At 39.8% G+C, this 15,877-nt stretch carries 16 protein-coding genes and 1 riboswitch; of the genes, 4 read left to right on the top strand and 12 right to left on the bottom strand.

Annotation, left to right across the window (positions count from 1 at the left end):
- The first annotated feature begins 134 nt into the window (after positions 1-134).
- Positions 135-332 (top strand): hypothetical protein, encoded by a 198-nt coding sequence (locus tag B0I26_RS14850; protein ID WP_111646198.1) that lies wholly within the window; start codon positions 135-137, stop codon positions 330-332.
- Positions 333-448: 116 nt separating this feature from the next.
- Here the strand turns inward: B0I26_RS14850 and B0I26_RS14845 are convergent, their stop codons facing one another.
- From B0I26_RS14845 to B0I26_RS14830, 4 genes are all read right to left on the bottom strand, one after another.
- On the bottom strand, positions 449-1,867 hold the full coding sequence (locus B0I26_RS14845; RefSeq protein WP_111646197.1) for a sensor histidine kinase: 1,419 nt from the start codon (positions 1,865-1,867) through the stop codon (positions 449-451).
- A 5-nt stretch (positions 1,868-1,872) separates the two neighbouring features.
- Complete coding sequence (locus B0I26_RS14840) at positions 1,873-2,553, bottom strand: response regulator transcription factor (protein ID WP_181502923.1); 681 nt, start codon at positions 2,551-2,553, stop codon at positions 1,873-1,875.
- Positions 2,546-3,529, bottom strand: coding sequence for a YncE family protein (locus B0I26_RS14835; protein ID WP_111646195.1), 984 nt, complete (start codon positions 3,527-3,529; stop codon positions 2,546-2,548). The genes B0I26_RS14840 and B0I26_RS14835 overlap by 8 nt, the downstream gene beginning before the upstream one ends.
- 326 nt (positions 3,530-3,855) lie before the next feature.
- Positions 3,856-4,542: a thermonuclease family protein gene (locus B0I26_RS14830; RefSeq protein ID WP_111646194.1), complete on the bottom strand. Its 687-nt coding sequence runs from the start codon at positions 4,540-4,542 to the stop codon at positions 3,856-3,858.
- Positions 4,543-4,847: 305 nt separating this feature from the next.
- On the opposite strand from B0I26_RS14830, the gene B0I26_RS14825 reads away from it, so the two are divergent.
- Positions 4,848-6,224, top strand: coding sequence for a peptide MFS transporter (locus B0I26_RS14825; RefSeq protein ID WP_111646193.1), 1,377 nt, complete (start codon positions 4,848-4,850; stop codon positions 6,222-6,224).
- Between the two features lie 539 nt (positions 6,225-6,763).
- Positions 6,764-6,952, top strand: a riboswitch (Lysine riboswitch).
- Positions 6,953-7,053: 101 nt separating this feature from the next.
- Positions 7,054-8,523, top strand: coding sequence for an amino acid permease (locus tag B0I26_RS14820; RefSeq protein ID WP_111646192.1), 1,470 nt, complete (start codon positions 7,054-7,056; stop codon positions 8,521-8,523).
- A gap of 79 nt (positions 8,524-8,602) precedes the next feature.
- Here B0I26_RS14820 and B0I26_RS14815 read toward each other — a convergent pair whose 3' ends face one another.
- Both B0I26_RS14815 and B0I26_RS14810 read right to left on the bottom strand, forming a co-directional pair.
- Positions 8,603-8,785 carry a twin-arginine translocase TatA/TatE family subunit gene (locus B0I26_RS14815; protein WP_111646191.1) on the bottom strand — a complete coding sequence of 61 codons (183 nt, stop codon included), beginning with the start codon at positions 8,783-8,785 and terminating at the stop codon, positions 8,603-8,605.
- Positions 8,786-9,071: 286 nt separating this feature from the next.
- Positions 9,072-9,176, bottom strand: a complete 105-nt coding sequence (locus B0I26_RS14810; RefSeq protein WP_409991437.1) for a small, acid-soluble spore protein, H family — start codon at positions 9,174-9,176, stop codon at positions 9,072-9,074.
- 331 nt (positions 9,177-9,507) lie between these two features.
- On the opposite strand from B0I26_RS14810, the gene B0I26_RS14805 reads away from it, so the two are divergent.
- Complete coding sequence (locus B0I26_RS14805; protein WP_111646190.1) at positions 9,508-10,506, top strand: acyltransferase family protein; 999 nt, start codon at positions 9,508-9,510, stop codon at positions 10,504-10,506.
- Positions 10,507-10,614: 108 nt separating this feature from the next.
- Here the strand turns inward: B0I26_RS14805 and B0I26_RS18105 are convergent, their stop codons facing one another.
- The 6 genes from B0I26_RS18105 to B0I26_RS14775 form a co-directional block, all read right to left on the bottom strand.
- Complete coding sequence (locus B0I26_RS18105) at positions 10,615-10,824, bottom strand: hypothetical protein (protein WP_146612819.1); 210 nt, start codon at positions 10,822-10,824, stop codon at positions 10,615-10,617.
- Between the two features lie 38 nt (positions 10,825-10,862).
- Positions 10,863-11,066, bottom strand: coding sequence for a hypothetical protein (locus tag B0I26_RS14795; RefSeq protein ID WP_111646188.1), 204 nt, complete (start codon positions 11,064-11,066; stop codon positions 10,863-10,865).
- Positions 11,032-12,057: a glycosyltransferase family 2 protein gene (locus tag B0I26_RS14790; protein WP_111646187.1), complete on the bottom strand. Its 1,026-nt coding sequence runs from the start codon at positions 12,055-12,057 to the stop codon at positions 11,032-11,034. Before B0I26_RS14790 ends, B0I26_RS14795 begins: the two co-directional genes overlap by 35 nt.
- Before the next feature lie 2 nt (positions 12,058-12,059).
- Positions 12,060-13,736: a DUF6044 family protein gene (locus tag B0I26_RS14785; RefSeq protein ID WP_111646201.1), complete on the bottom strand. Its 1,677-nt coding sequence runs from the start codon at positions 13,734-13,736 to the stop codon at positions 12,060-12,062.
- A gap of 256 nt (positions 13,737-13,992) precedes the next feature.
- Positions 13,993-14,757 carry an IclR family transcriptional regulator gene (locus B0I26_RS14780; protein ID WP_111646186.1) on the bottom strand — a complete coding sequence of 255 codons (765 nt, stop codon included), beginning with the start codon at positions 14,755-14,757 and terminating at the stop codon, positions 13,993-13,995.
- Between the two features lie 69 nt (positions 14,758-14,826).
- Complete coding sequence (locus B0I26_RS14775) at positions 14,827-15,606, bottom strand: fumarylacetoacetate hydrolase family protein (RefSeq protein WP_111646185.1); 780 nt, start codon at positions 15,604-15,606, stop codon at positions 14,827-14,829.
- Positions 15,607-15,877 lie beyond the last annotated feature (271 nt).

Genomic DNA, 15,877 nt, shown 5'->3' with positions numbered 1-15,877 from the left:
AAAGAGATTATCCAAAAATATATTCAAGAACAAGGTCGTTAGGGCTTACATCCCCTAGCCTAAAGGCGTAGGGGTTTTTCGCCCATCCTTATAAAATCGAATCGCTCAAAGGAGATTTTCGAGAAAAAGAGGAGTTGGCAGCGCTAGTACATAAAATGACGACAGCGCTTCATTCCTTTCATATGTTTACAAAACAGCTTATTTCTCAAATTACCAATATGCACCTAATGTCTTATCAAGCAGTGCAAGACATCGACCTTGCCATTTCTAAATTAACAAAAGTGTCACAAGAGTTAAATGAAAAGATAAAAGTATTCCAGCTTGAGCAATGAGGCTGACCCGAAAGCAAGTGTCACACTCCTCAACTACCATATATAGGTTATAACAACTATATATTTGTCGGTTGCGCGTGAGCTCAGACACTTATGGTCAGCCTTATTTGTTTCTTTCATTCTTCCAGTTCGCCGTTCAGCGTTGGTAATTCAATCACTACAGTCGTTCCTTTTCCTTCTTCGCTTTTAAAATGAAGTCTTCCTCTATGCAGATGAATAATTTGCTTTGTAATCGCAAGCCCTAATCCCGTTCCGCCTTCTGATCTCGTTCTTGCTTTATCCACCCTAAAAAACCGCTCTCCGAGAAATGGCAGTTTTTCCTTTGGAATTCCTTTACCTGTGTCAGAAATGATAAGCCGGCAATCATGCTCATTTATTTGTTCTAATTGGATATGGATGTTTCCACCTGCTGGCGTATAACGAATCGCATTATCGACGATGTTATGAATGACTTGCTCGATTCGGTCATAATCAGCTTCAATAATAATCTCTGGATTTAACTCAGTCGTTAACGAAATGTTTTTCTCCTGCAAAAACGGTTCATATTTTTCCAACGTATCTTCAATGACTTGCGAAAACGCTAATGGAATTTTTTGCAGCGGATATATCTCCCCTTCTAATTGCGCCAAATCAAGCAAATCGTGAACAAGCCGCTCCATTCGGCTCGCTTCCCGATGAATAAGCTTCACATACTTTTGTTCACTTTGCTTCGTTTGGACAACCCCCTCAAGAATCGCTTCGCTATAGCCTTTTACATAGCTTAACGGCGTACGGAGCTCATGCGATACATTGGCTAAAAATTCTTTTTTCCGCATATCTTCTTCGGCAATGGCTTTGGCCATAATGTTAAATGCTTTGGCAAGTCTGCCGACTTCATCATTGGAACAAATCGGGATTTCCGTCTTATAATCGCCGTGCGCCATTTTATAAGCGACCGCTTCCATTTCCTTGAGCGGATTGGCGATGCGGTCAGCCATCATTTTACCGGCAATCAGCAAAATAAAAACAAAGGCGAAAGCTATAGGAATCCAAATATAGGCCACTTCTGTAGTAATTTCTTGAATGCTTGCTAAAGGAATATATAAATAAAATACCCCTTCTAACCGTTGTTCGTCCAAAAGCGGCACGATCACACCCATAATTTGTCGGCCGAACCGCTCTTCAAACCCGGTTTTTGTAACGACTTCGCCTTTTAACAATTTTGCACGGTCTTCTTCGTTAATAAGCGAATCGTAATCAATATCAAACGGCAAGCAAGCGCTTAATTCACGGGGATTGCTGACTAACAAAATTTCTGCTGTTGATTTTTCATTATACCATTCTACTTTTTGGCGATATTCATCTGTAATTGGCCCGCCGTGGTAATCGCTTGCTAAATTTTTCCCTTCTTCGATTAACGTTTTCTCTACATTATCTACATACAGCTTTTGATAAAAATAATGAGAAAGAAAATACGAAAAGGAAATGGTTACTATCACACCTAAACTCATGGTTAACCAAATTTTTTGCACTAATGTCATCGACCATCGCCGCATTTTTGTTACACCTCAAACTTATAACCGATCCCCCATACCGTTTTAATGAAACGGCCATGTTCTTTTAACTTCAGACGCAACGTTTTTATATGTGTGTCGACCGTTCGCGCATTGCCGGTATAATCGTATCCCCATATGCGCGTCAATAAGTCTTCACGGCTGAATGCCTGGCCTTTATGCTGAGCAAGAAACAACAATAAGTCAAACTCTTTCAGCGTTAATACGACTTCTTTTCCTTCCACCACCACTTTTCTCCCTTTTTCATCAATTTGCATCGTTCCGAAAGAGAGAAGCCCGTCTGCTACCTGCTCATTGTGATACGTTGATCTTCGCATCACCGCTTCAATGCGGGCGACTAGCTCACCAGGGCTGAACGGTTTGACAACATAATCGTCTCCCCCCAGTTTTAACCCTTTTACTTTATCCCACTCATCTCCTCTTGCCGTTAAAAAAATGATCGGTACATCGGATAAAGCTCTAATGCGTTCGCATAAAGTAAATCCATCGATATTTGGCATCATAATGTCGAGCAATATTAAATCAACTTTCGTTTTGTTCACCAGCTCCAGCGCCTCTTCCCCGTTTTCTGCCTGTAAGCATTCAAATCCGGAGTTCTCCAAATACATACATACTAAAAATCGCATATCTTCTTCATCGTCCACAATAAGCACTCTTTTTTTATTCAAGCGAATGTCCCTCCCTGATGATTAACTGAAACGGCCCGTTGCCGCTTGGGAACTTGTCGATGATTTTCAAATGTTGCTGGTCAACTTTGTAAATTTCATTGCTATCATAGCTCGCAATATATAGCTCTTGCTCGCCTGCTGCCATAGCAAACGGATTTGCGCCAATTTGAAGCGAACCTGTTTCTTGAAAATGTTCATTATACTTTCTAATCATGCTTGTACCATGGCTGAGCGCAAATATTCCATGTTTTGTTTCAATAAAATAAATCGGCATTTTCGGAGCATGAATCATGTCTAACAACTTACCTGTCTCTAATGAATAAACGTGGATATTGGATTGAATTTCTTTTCCATTTCCGTGTCCACCGATCCATAGTTGTTTTTGCTCTTCACGAATGAGTCCTCCTGCTGACGCTTTCGGAATGTTGATTTTTTCAATTACTCGTTTTCTTTGAACATCGATCACGCTGAGAATTGGTTCGGCAAAATTAACCGCATATATCTTTGTTCCGCTGTTGTTTTGCAAAAGGGTAAGCGGCTTTTTGCCCACTTTTACAATACCAAGTTCTTTTCCTCTAAGCGAAAAAATTCTGACGGCATTTTTATGTTGATCAGCAAAAAATAGATGTTTACCGTCGTTGGATACGATCGCATTCACAATCCCTTTACCCGTCTTCCATTCACGTTCTAACGTTCCTTTTGCCAAATTGTATAACTGTACCTTATCCAGTTCATTCCCGTATAACAAAAGCGTCTTTCCGTCCGGAAGCAAACTAGCCCCTTTTATTGGCTGTTTTATTTTCCACTCTGTAAAAACTTTGTTATTTTCCAAATCCAAAAATGTCAAACTGCCATCTTTAATATTCACGCTAATAAGCGTTTTCATTTCTAAAGGTACCGGTGTAAACGTCTTTGTATGACATCCTGCTAAAATCCCGAGACCAATAATCATCATAAGCAAAACATATTTTTTCATCTTATCTCTCCCTTTTAGAAGGCAGCCGTTCATTTCATGTAGCACATTATACGCAATCATTGTGAGAAATTTGTGAAGAATTTCGTACTTTTTATCGAATATAAACCAACAAAAAAAAGGCTGATCCAAAAGCAAAGTGTTAGATTCCACAACACATAGACAGGACATCGCATTGGATAAGTGTAGAATAGGCGCAAGGTCAAACACTTATGGATCAGCACTGATAGATTCACAAATGATTCCAATCGTATTTCTGCTGTACAAAACAAACATAGACAATCTGAATCTGCAAGCCGGCTTGATGAAGTAATCGTCATAAGGTTCTTTTATCGAGCATGCGCAGGGCGAAATCCTGCCGATTTTGCTTCTTCTTCTGTGCAAAACATCACTTCTGCTTTTGTCACACTATATTGCGGACTGCTTGGCAAATGATAAACTTTTTCTCCATCTTTGCGAATATTTCCTTTAATCGTTGGTTTGTCGCACTGTTGCCCATTAACTGACTGATCGTTAAATCCTTGCTCCGTCGCATAATTTTCTAAAGACCAAATACGAAGTTCCTTTTTACGGGCTTCTTCCTGTATAGCACGAAATTCGTCGACATATTTTGTATTTGGTTCAAATACATATGCGACGCGGGCATATCCTTGCTCAAGAAGCAGTTTGTTTACCATCTTTCCATTGACCCATACGTATGACAGCAAACGGCCATATTTATCACGTTCGCGAATATCGAGCTCCAACTCTACCTCTGTTCCTTTCGGCAATAGCTTCTTTACATAATGACTCGCTTCCATCCCAAACGGCTGCACCGGCTTTGTCGGGTGAACAGATTCCGGGGTGTCAATCAATAAAAGACGTACCGTTTCTTTTTTCCCGTTGATTTCTACTTTTAATGTATCGCCGTCAACCACTTCAAGCACAACAGCGGAAATCTTGGAAGAAGACTGCTGGCAGCCAAATAAAACGAAAATAAAAACGAGCAGTATAAATCGTCTTGTATAAGCAAGCACCTTTTTCCTCTCCTTTGAATCTTTGCAATACCGCAATTTGATTATAGCCTCTGCAGCGATAAAAAACAAAAAACTTAACAAATTATTCAGATAAATAATTATAACCAAATAAAAAACTATTATAAAAAAATATTTTTAACCAATTCAATAAATATTCAAAATATTTTAGTTAATAATAATAAAAACTTATTTATTTTCTAATTTATTTAAAAATTATATATTTATATAACTTTATTGACTTAATAATATAATATTATGTAAATTAAAATTGTTCATAGTTTTATTTTTTATAAGGAGGCAACAAAATGGGAGCATTAGCAGACACTCAAAAATATGAAGAACCGAAAAAGAAACATCCTCCCGGTCTTTATTTATTGTTCTTTACAGAAATGTGGGAGCGTTTCAGCTATTATGGAATGAGAGCGATTTTAGTTCTGTATTTAACTGCATCTTTAGTAAGCGGTGGTTTAGGTTTTGAAGAAAGTGTCGCCGTGAGCATTTATGGCACTTTCACCATGTTGGTTTACTTCACACCCATTATCGGCGGATACCTTTCTGACCAATTTCTAGGCAGAAGATTAGCCATTACCATCGGTGGTATTGCGATGGCACTTGGTAACTTTGCTTTATTTGCACTCCATTCAAAAATGGGATTATATATCGGTCTTGCTTTACTCATTATTGGTAATGGTTTCTTTAAACCAAATATTTCAACGCTTGTCGGAGAACTTTACGAAGAAAATGATAAGCGCAGAGACGCAGCATTCACGATTTTCTACATGGGAATTAATATTGGTGCATTCTTTGCTCCGCTTGTTGTTGGCTATTTAGCTGAAGACTTTTTCAAAACAACCGTTAACGGCGTTGTCCAATACGGCTTTAAATATGGTTTCCTTGCTGCATCGATCGGTATGGTTATTGGACAATTAATTTTCAATCTATTCGGAAATCGTTATTTAGGTGAAATCGGTAAAAAGCCGGTTGGAAAACAAACAAATACGGTTTCTCAATCAAAAGCTCCATTAACAAAAAAGGAAAAACAACGTACAGCTGTTATTTTAATTTTAGCTAGCTTTGTTGTATTCTTCTGGGCTGGCTTTGAACAAGCAGGAAGCTCTTTAACACTGTACACCGATAAATTTGTTGACAAATCCATTGGCGGCTGGACGATTCCAACATCATGGTTCCAATCATTAAATCCTTTGTTTATTGTTATTTTAGCTCCAATTCTTTCAGCCTTATGGATCAAACTTTCTAATACCGAACGCGGAGACTTGTCCATTCCGACAAAAATGGCTCTTGGTATGATTTTACTCGGTTTAGGTTTTTTAGTATTAGTTCCAGCTGTCATGCATACAGGCAGCAATGAAGACCAAGTAGTGGAAAAAGCACATGTCATGTTTATCGTGTTAACATACTTCATGCATACACTTGGTGAATTATGCTTATCCCCTGTTGGCTTGTCAATGGTAAGTAAGCTTGCTCCTGTTCGTTTAGCTTCGTTATTAATGGGAGCTTGGTTAGCAGGAACAGGTGTGGCCAATAAATTAGCTGGTGTACTCGCTGCATATACAGTTTCATTAGGCTATTTACAAATTTTCAGCTTAATTGGTGCCGTTACAATCGGACTAGGTCTCATCTTGCTTCTCATTTCGAAAAAATTAGTAAAGATGATGGAATAAATAACAAAGGGGTCCGAAACGTTACATGCTCGGGACCCCTTTGTTCATCACTCCTCAATTTTTGCAAATCGTTTAATCCGTGTAAGTACCGTTGGGATACCGACCGCTTTTCTTCCTCTGTCTCTCCCGCTTTCGCCGGGCATCAAATCCTCAATGTTTTCTGCAATTTATCATTTTACTTATATAACTAATCATTATGACAGGCCGAAAACAAAAAAACATTCATGAAGCAGGATATTCAAAAAATGCAACAGCATATTCGTGGCTTACAAAATGGATTATCTTAAAGAGGTGATTCCCACCATGCAAAACAACAGCGACTTAGGAACAGTAAATGACCAAAGCATTAAAAGCCATGCAATAACGATATATGGTGAAATGCATGTGAAGTCAGGCACTTATGGACCAGCCCCCTGCACAAACTTTTACTTAGTAAGCGTTCATAAAAATAGAAAAATAATATATTGAAATAAATTCGATCATCTTTTATAATGCAATTGGAATTACCTAAAAAGTGAATAATCGCTATCCTATTCAACCGATGGGGTAGAGGTTGCGGCTTTTATCAGTAAAGCGGACGAGACGCAGAGAACGTCGACGACTCCGCTTGAAAGGAAAAGTCGCCGAAGTTTCCGCACTTTCTCTGAGTGGGGAAGCTGGGGCTGTTGCCGAATAGGAACAGCACTGTCACGTTTGTGATGAGGCAAACGTGGCGCGCTATCTTTTCGGAAGGTTTGATACGGGTAATGGACATATTGCCGTCGAATCACCTTCGACGGCTTTTTTTATTACCCACTCCTTCCAAATATTTTTATAAGGAGTGATCATAATGAAAAGCGCAATTCAAGACACGACCTCTAATCCTCGCTCTTCCTCCGCAGTCACAAATAAGCTGCAGCGCAAATTAAAAGCACGGCACTTATCGATGATTTCACTTGGAGGAACCATTGGAACAGGTCTGTTTTTAGCAAGCGGCGGGGCAATTCATACTGCAGGACCTGGGGGAGCACTTGTTGCGTATATCGCGATTGGAATCATGGTTTACTTTCTTATGACCGGTCTGGCAGAAATGGCAGCTTATATGCCAGTAGCCGGCTCATTTAGCACTTATGCCACAAAATTTGTTGACCCGGCATTAGGATTTGCTTTAGGGTGGAATTACTGGTACAATTGGGCAATTACGATTGCTGCAGAATTATCTGCTGTGACATTGATTATGAAGTTTTGGTTTCCTGACAGCCCTTCCATCTTGTGGAGCGCTCTCTGTTTAATTATTATGTTTCTCTTAAACTATTTATCTGTTAAAGGGTTTGGTGAAGCAGAGTATTGGTTCTCCTTAATCAAAGTAGCAACGGTAATCATCTTTTTAGTCATTAGTTTTTTAATGATTTTCGGCATCATGGGCGGGGAAGCAGTCGGCTTTAAAAACTTTACCATAGCGGACGCGCCATTTAATGGCGGATTTATGGCGATATTAGGAATTTTTATGGCTGCTGGATTTTCGTTTCAAGGAACAGAATTGCTTGGGGTTGCCGCTGGAGAGAGCGAAGATCCTGAGCGCAACATTCCTCGCGCGGTGCGACAAGTATTCTGGCGAATTCTCTTATTCTATATATTAGCCATTCTTGCTATCGGTCTTTTGATTCCTTATACAAATGAAAACCTTGCTAACAGCGATGTAACCGTAAGTCCATTTACGCTTGTGTTCGATAAAGCCGGAGTCGCATTCGCTGCATCTGTTATGAACGCCATTATCTTAACGGCTGTTTTATCAGCAGGGAATTCAGGGATGTACGCTTCTACAAGAATGCTTTGGGATTTAGCTCGTGAAGGAAAAGCACCAAAATTTTTGGCAAAGCTAGATAAGCGGGGAGTTCCTGTCAATTCACTCATTGTTACTTCCTTAGTTGGTACATTGGCGTTTTTATCTTCCTTTTTCGGGGATGGTGCCGTATATACATGGTTATTGAATGCATCAGGCATGTCCGGCTTTATCGCTTGGCTAGGTATAGCGATCAGCCATTACCGTTTCCGTAAAGCATATATTGCACAAGGCCGTGACTTAAATGCTCTGCCATACAAAGCAAAGTGGTTCCCATTCGGTCCTTTATTCGCTTTCACCCTATGCATGATTGTCATACTTGGGCAAAACTATTCCGCATTTACCGGGGAGCAAATTGATTGGTACGGTATACTTGTATCATATATTGGCTTACCTATTTTTATTGCTGTGTGGCTAGGATACAAAATCATAAAAAAGACAAAGATTGTACCGTTGGATCAATGTAAACTCGATTAATGCTCTTGAAGTCCTCCTTCAAACACAGAAGACTTTCCGCTTAATCACAAAAATGACCCATTGCCATATAGGCAATGGGTCATTTTTTTAAAACATTATTTTTTTCACTTTTTTCTTCCTCGTCAATAAGACCTTTCGTTGCGTTTCTAAACTCGCGAAGCGTCTTGCCGGCAGCTTTTCCAAGTTCCGGCAATTTTTTCGGACCGAATATTAAAAGTGCAAGAAAGACGATCAACGCAACTTCACCAAAACCAATATTCATTATAATTATCCACTCCAGTTTAAAAGTTTTCCGATAGCCTATCCATTTATCATTATAACGTGTTACAAAAAAGATAGAAAGGTGTTTTTGATATAAAAAAGAGGGACCAACAGCAAAGTGTCAGCCCTGCAAAACAATATATAAAAAACATTACATGGATAAATTATATTAGGAAATGCACATGAGGCCAGACGCTTATGGATCAGTCTCTATGCTTCATGAAGAAGACGAATCGGCACAACCATCTCTTTGTCTCGATTTTTTTTGCTCGTAAATTCTTGCCGTTTCATTTTTTTTCATCTACTTGTTGAATAAATACTTGCTTTCCTTCATATGTTACACGGACAATATCGCCTGACTCGGCAATTTGTTTCGCTCTAATCACTTCCATGAAAACCCTCCCTTTCACGATTATATGCGCTGTCTTCGGCCATTACATTAAGTTCTTTCCAAAATAAATGATCATTGCACACTAAATAAGAATGATTTTCTGCCTTGGTCGAACGGTTCGATTGTTTTTGCTTCTCACCAGTTCTTCCTTCAACAGGAATTCCTTAAATAAACCTTTTAGTATATTTTCCGAAATTCCTTTCATTTTTATAATGGTGTATTTTACCATCCTAAAAATATATACCCATCTTTCGACTTTTTATGTTAGAATAATAAATTGTTGTATAAAAGCTCCCTTCAACAATCTGTCATATCTGACAAGGAGGGTATTCATGAAAGTGCGGGATTATTATTTTGACAATGCGAAATTTTTTCTTATTGTTTTTGTTGTGTTCGGTCATTTTCTTCGTCCATATATTGCCGAAAATACATTGATTCATAGTTTATATGTTTGGATTTTTTTGTTTCACATGCCGGCATTCGTGTTGATTTCTGGATATTTCGCGAAAAATTTCCATAAAAAAGGATATTTAAAGAAGATAACAAAAAAAATACTCATTCCATATGTCATTTTTCAACTGCTTTACTCGATTTATTATTCGTTTTTATATGAAGACGATGCTCTTTCGCTTGATTTCCTTACCCCTCACTGGGGGCTTTGGTTTTTGCTAAGTTTATTCTGTTGGAATGTGATGCTGTATATTTTTGCCAAAATCCCAAAAACGTATGCCATTTCCTTAACCATACTTCTGGGTGTGTTAATTGGATTGACCGATATCGAAAAGTTTTTGAGCCTTTCGCGGACGTTTACGTTTTTCCCGTTCTTCCTGTTTGGCTTCTTGCTGAAAAAGAAGCATTTCGAACGACTATTTCAACCGGGAGTCCGCTTTCTATCGGTCATTTTGCTTATTAGTGCATTTGCACTTGTTCATTTTATATTTCCGAACTTACAAGAAGAATGGCTGTACGGCTCAAAATCTTATGAGACATTAGGAGTCAACGAGGAAATGGGTGTTTTATTCCGGCTGCTGTTGTATGGGGTCAGCTTTTTAATGACGCTTTGTTTCATGTCGTTGATTCCAAACGGCCAATTAACAGTTTCCGCTTTAGGAACACGAACATTTTATGTATATATTTTACACGGATTTATTCTAAAGTACTTGCACACAACAAACTTCCCAGACGTGATCACGGAAATCAATGGATATCCGTTATTGATCATCGTATCCATTGCTGTAACGATCATATTAGCAAGCAAACCGGTCACACAGATCGTCAAGCCGATTATTGAATTCCGCGTTCCTCTGCGAAAACATGCGCTGTATCGTTGATGCCGCTATTAAAAGATATAAATCACTATTTCCTCAATAATTGAATATTCAATTGGAACTAAAACGCTTGGGATGGAAATAGCCCAAGCGTTGTTTTTGCCGAACTTTCTAGCTTCCGCCGTCTCCGCCGCTGCCGCAATCACCGCCAAAACCGCCAATACAATCGTTATAATCAGATGATGTATCATGATAATAAGGCGGAAGAAGGTAACTGTCACTATTTCTCCCCTTTCTTCCTTGACCAGGGGCTTGGGACAATACCGAATAGATAACAAAAACAAGGAAAAACACCAACCCAAACAATACAATGACTTCCATATGCCTCACCTCAAAATCAGAATACAAAAAACTGACTATTACAATGTATATGCCGTTTTTTCGCTGTACTCGCCAAAAATATGAGCAACTCTTAGTATGGTTTTGTATTCGACATCCATCCAAAAAAATCCTACTTTACCGTAAAAACAATCATTTTTTGTCCGAGGTAATTCAGCACCGTGTAAAATAAAGTGCCGAACAAACGGGCTAGTTCGATTGAGATAACCTTTTAACGTCAACATGAATAGGCTCCTCTGCGTCTCGAGATGTCGCTCGAAGCGGCAAATTCAATAAATCCATATCGACAATATATCTCGGGCGCCGCTTGGTTTCTTTGTAAATTTTCCCAATATATTCACCGATTAAGCCAAACGCAATGAGCTGCAATCCCCCGAGAAGCCAAATCGACATAATGAGAGACGTCCAGCCGGTTTGCGTATGCCCGGTAAATTTTAAAAAGATGAAATATAGGCCGAATATAAGACTGACGAAAAACGAGATAAAACCAATAAGCGAGATAAAGCGAATCGGAGTAATGCTCAACGATGTAATTCCGTCCAAGGCAAACGCCAGCATTTTTTTGAGCGGATATTTCGTTTTCCCGGCCGGACGTTCTTTCCGATCATAATAGACAACGGCAGAGCGAAACCCAAGCAAAGGAACAATCCCGCGCAAAAACAAATTCACTTCTTCAAAACGTTCGAGTTCTTCAACAGCGCGGCGGCTCATTAAGCGATAATCGGCATGATTATAAACGACATTCACCCCCATCGCTTTCATCAATTTATAAAAACCTTGTGCCGTATGCCGCTTAAAAAACGTATCCGTCTCTCGCTTTTTTCGCACCCCATAGACAATTTCATAGCCTTCATGAAATTTTTGCATAAATTCACGAATGATCGAAATATCATCCTGTAAATCAGCGTCAATGGAAACGATGCAGTCAGAAACCGATTTAGCGGCAAACAATCCGGCAAGCAAAGCATTTTGATGACCGACGTTGCGCGAAAGCTTTACCCCTTTCACCGCTTCATGCTGCAAACTCGCTTTATAAATGAGTTGCCACGTTTGATCTTTGCTCCCATCATCGACAAATAATAATTTGCTTTGCCGCGAAACAAGCTTTTCCGCGATTAGCTGCTCAAGCAAGTTCAACAGCTGCTTCATCGTTTCCGGCAGCACTTCTTCTTCGTTATAACATGGCACAACAATGGTAAGAACTGGTTCGTTCAAGCTCATTCCTCCCTAGGCATCACTTTGTACAAATGGATTTTCCAAGCGGATTCATGCGAATGAAATACTTTTTCCAATTTCAGTTGATTTTTTGTCGCATTTTCAATCGGGAGTGCGGATAAAATATAGCGACCGCCCATTTCCCGAAATACATCCGTATTTAACTGCAAATGTTTGATCTTTTTTTGTGAATGTTTTTTAAACATATAATGTTTTCCAAGTTCGTCCACAAAAATATAACAACGTCCACCCCACTCATCAAAATACTCGCGAAGCTTCTTATTTTTCTTTAATTCCTGCGCAATCATTTCTCGAAAACGATGTTTATATGAGAGCGGATAAAAATTGTTGTACGTATCAAGCGTATAAAATCCGTTATATTGAGCAATCGCCGGGTGAATTCCGATGCTCGCGACGCGATATTCTTCCACTGGAAGCCCTATGTATTCTTTAATTTCTGCAAACTGCTTTTCGGCATAAAACTGTTTAAACGACGGTTTGTTCTGATAAACGATTTCCTCGTTAAAGGCCGTCAGCACAAGAAGCTGCGCTGTGATGAAACAGAGAGACATTCTCTGCCATGCTTTTCCTTGCCGCCATAAAATTTTCAAAGAAAGCGCAAATAATACATAAATGACTAGCGGCCGCAAAAAGTGATAACGAGCAAAATTGAACTTATCAAGAAGGTCGAACCGTTCTGTCAATGGAAGCCATCCTTTATAAAACCAAAACGCATACCATGCGGAAAGCGCAAAGTTTAGGACATGCAAAAACAGAAATGTTTTTTCTTCGCGCCAGCGTTTTTGTTTCCAGACAACATATAAGGCAATGAACGTGACCGGCAAAATCACAAGACCATGTACCGTCATGACATGGTTATGCCCAAGAACATAGTTTTTAAAAGTTAAACGAATGACACGCCAAAGCGGCAGGCGGGCATGAAAATATTCATCACGGCTCGTTGGCTCCGTCGAAAATAAAAGCGAATGGACAAGGCGATATTCAATCGCTAAGTAAATCACACTCATGTATACAATCGCCAATAAAAACCGCACGTTCCAGCCTTTTCCGCGCACGACATCAACCAACCACAACATCCCCATCGCGCTTAAGAAGAAGAAAAAGCCAAGAACAAGGCTTGAATAGAAAGGCAGGAGCGTTAACACCAAATAATTCAGCCACGAACGCTCACCGGCACGAATGTTTAAAAACGCCCATAACGCAAGCGGCATTCCAAGCGTACTCAGCATCCCTGACGGCCAAAACGGTGTAAGAGCGAAGGCTAACGCGGCACCGACACGAATCCATGCCCATTCCGGCTCCTGAATAAAATGTTTTTTCAAAAGCAGGTACATTCCGATAAAGGCAAACACGCGCGTGATGGTTTGACTTAAGCCATAAGCATAAATCGAAGGAAATAAGGCATGCAGCCATACAATGCCGCTAAATTCTGTCCCAAATGCGTTTCGCGGCAGGCCGTTAATAATTTGGGGAATGACCGCATTCACTGAACCGAACAATTCACCGCTTCTGATTAACACTTTATACCAGGCAATATTCGAATCTAAATTATCGTGAACGCGCATATGAGCATCTTCGCCGAGAAGAAAATACGGTGACACAAAAGCAGCTATTGCAAGGAACGAGAAGAAAATTATCTTTTTTTCATGTCGAGTAATCTCTCTATTCAGCAACTCTCTTTTCTCCTTCAAATTCAATATTTGCTGCCGACAAACGTCTTTCTTTATTGTTTAACATAAAAAGGAAAATATTCATTCTGCCGAACTCGTATTTTGAAAGCGATTTAGAGAAGGAATGAAGAAAATCACATATTATGCTGAAAGAAAGGGCTCATAGAATTTAATTGACAAAATTCATTTGCAACAAAAAAGCTCGATATCTTCCAATCAGATACCGAGCAACATTTTAACATTTTCATATATATCCAAGCCTTGCGGAAATTTGTTTACCGATTTGCAGCATTCTCGGTTGCAGTTGTTTGATTCGTTCATCGGTCATGCGGATTGTCGGACCGGAGATACTGACAGCGGCAACGACTTTTCCTGCATGATCAAAAATCGGTACAGCAATACAGCGAATCCCGTATTCGTTTTCCTCTAAGTCAAGCGCATATCCCTTTTGTTTTACTTGTGCGAGCTCTTTCAAAAATTCATCCTGATTGGTAATCGTTTTATCCGTATGCTTTGGCATTCCTTTACGTTCTAAAATATCGAGCACAACATTGGACGGCAAATGCGCTAAGATCGCTTTTCCTACTGCCGTGCAATGCATCGGAGCTCTTTTGCCGACTTTCGAATGCATGCGCAGCGTTTCCGTTCCTTCTAACTTTTCAATATAAATCACTTCGCCCTGGTCATATACAACAAGATGAATGACCTCATTTGTTTCTTTCTCCAATTGTTGTAAATATGGCTTCGCCTCTTTTCTTAGATCGATCGATTCGAGCAGTTTCGAGCTCATCTCCAAAAATTTGTAGCCAAGCTTGTAGCGGCTTGTTTCTTCATCCTGCTCCATATATCCGTATTGGACAAGTGTCGATAAAATCCGATACACAGAGCTTTTATTAATATCCATTTGTTTCGCAATTTCTGTAACACCTAAGCCATTCTTTTCTGAACTGACGATACCGATAATATCTAATGCCCGGCTCACAGACTTGACCATATTTTCTCTTTCCATGCTCTCTCACCTCTAGCATAAAACATGATAATTCATTATAACATTTATCCCCGGGCATTTAAGCGATCATTAACGAATTTTAGCGCATTCTTTTGCTGCAGCAAACGTATTGCGGAGCGTTCCGATCTCTTCAATCTCACATTCAATCATATCCCCTGCCTTGACAAACTCGGCTCCTACCGGACTTCCTGTTAAAATCACATCCCCCGGCTTCAGCGTCATCATATTCGTCAGATAGGAGATCATTTTACAGATTGGAATAATCATCAGTTCAGTCGGACTATTTTGTTTTTCAACACCGTTTAGTCTTGCCTTCACATTCACCTTGAAAGGATCGAGTTCCGTTTCAATTACCGGACCTAATGGCGTAAATGTATCAAATGCTTTCCCAAGCGTCCAATGGCCGTCTTGATGAAAAAATTGTGGTGCGGTTACATCATTTCCAACGGTATAACCGAACACATAATCCAATACATCTGATTCAGGAACATGCTTCGCTTCCTTCCCAATCACAACCGCTAACTCTGATTCAAACTTGACTTGGTCAATTCCGTTTGGAATAATAATTTCTTCTTCAGGTCCGATCACCGATGAAGTTGGTTTGAAGAAAAATACCGGAATTTCCGGCAGCAGAGCAGGAAGCTCTTCTTTTTTTGAGACATAGTTTGCACCGATTCCGATAATTTGGTTCGGCTCTAACGGAGCAAGAAATTTGACCTCGTGCTTGGAAAAGATTTTTCCTGTATATTCCCATTCACTAAACATATCCCCTTGAATTTCCCTTATTACACCATCCGTTAACACACCTGTATACGTTTCTCCATTGGCAGTAAATCTGGCAAATTTCATCGCTTAACTCCTCTCATGTTAGTTATGAGTAACTCCGGTTTTGCCAGCGGCTCGCGGCTGAAACTCTTTTATCAAGCAAAGCTTCAGCAAAAACTGCTGATCGCACAACAGTTTTTCCCATTCCCCACTCACAGCGTTGTGTATATGAAAGAGGCTGTCCCAAAAGCCCCAGGGTCAGACCCCACAACACAATATATAGGACATCACATTGGATAAATGAACGATATATTGTGAAACTTGTGTGAAGTCAGCCCCTTATGAGACAGCCTCT

The sequence above is a fragment of the Paranoxybacillus vitaminiphilus genome (assembly GCF_003259935.1).
GTDB classification, from domain to species: domain Bacteria; phylum Bacillota; class Bacilli; order Bacillales; family Anoxybacillaceae; genus Paranoxybacillus; species Paranoxybacillus vitaminiphilus.
The sequence above is the reverse complement of the archived record's forward strand: the minus strand, read 5'-3'. Positions and strand labels throughout refer to the sequence as shown.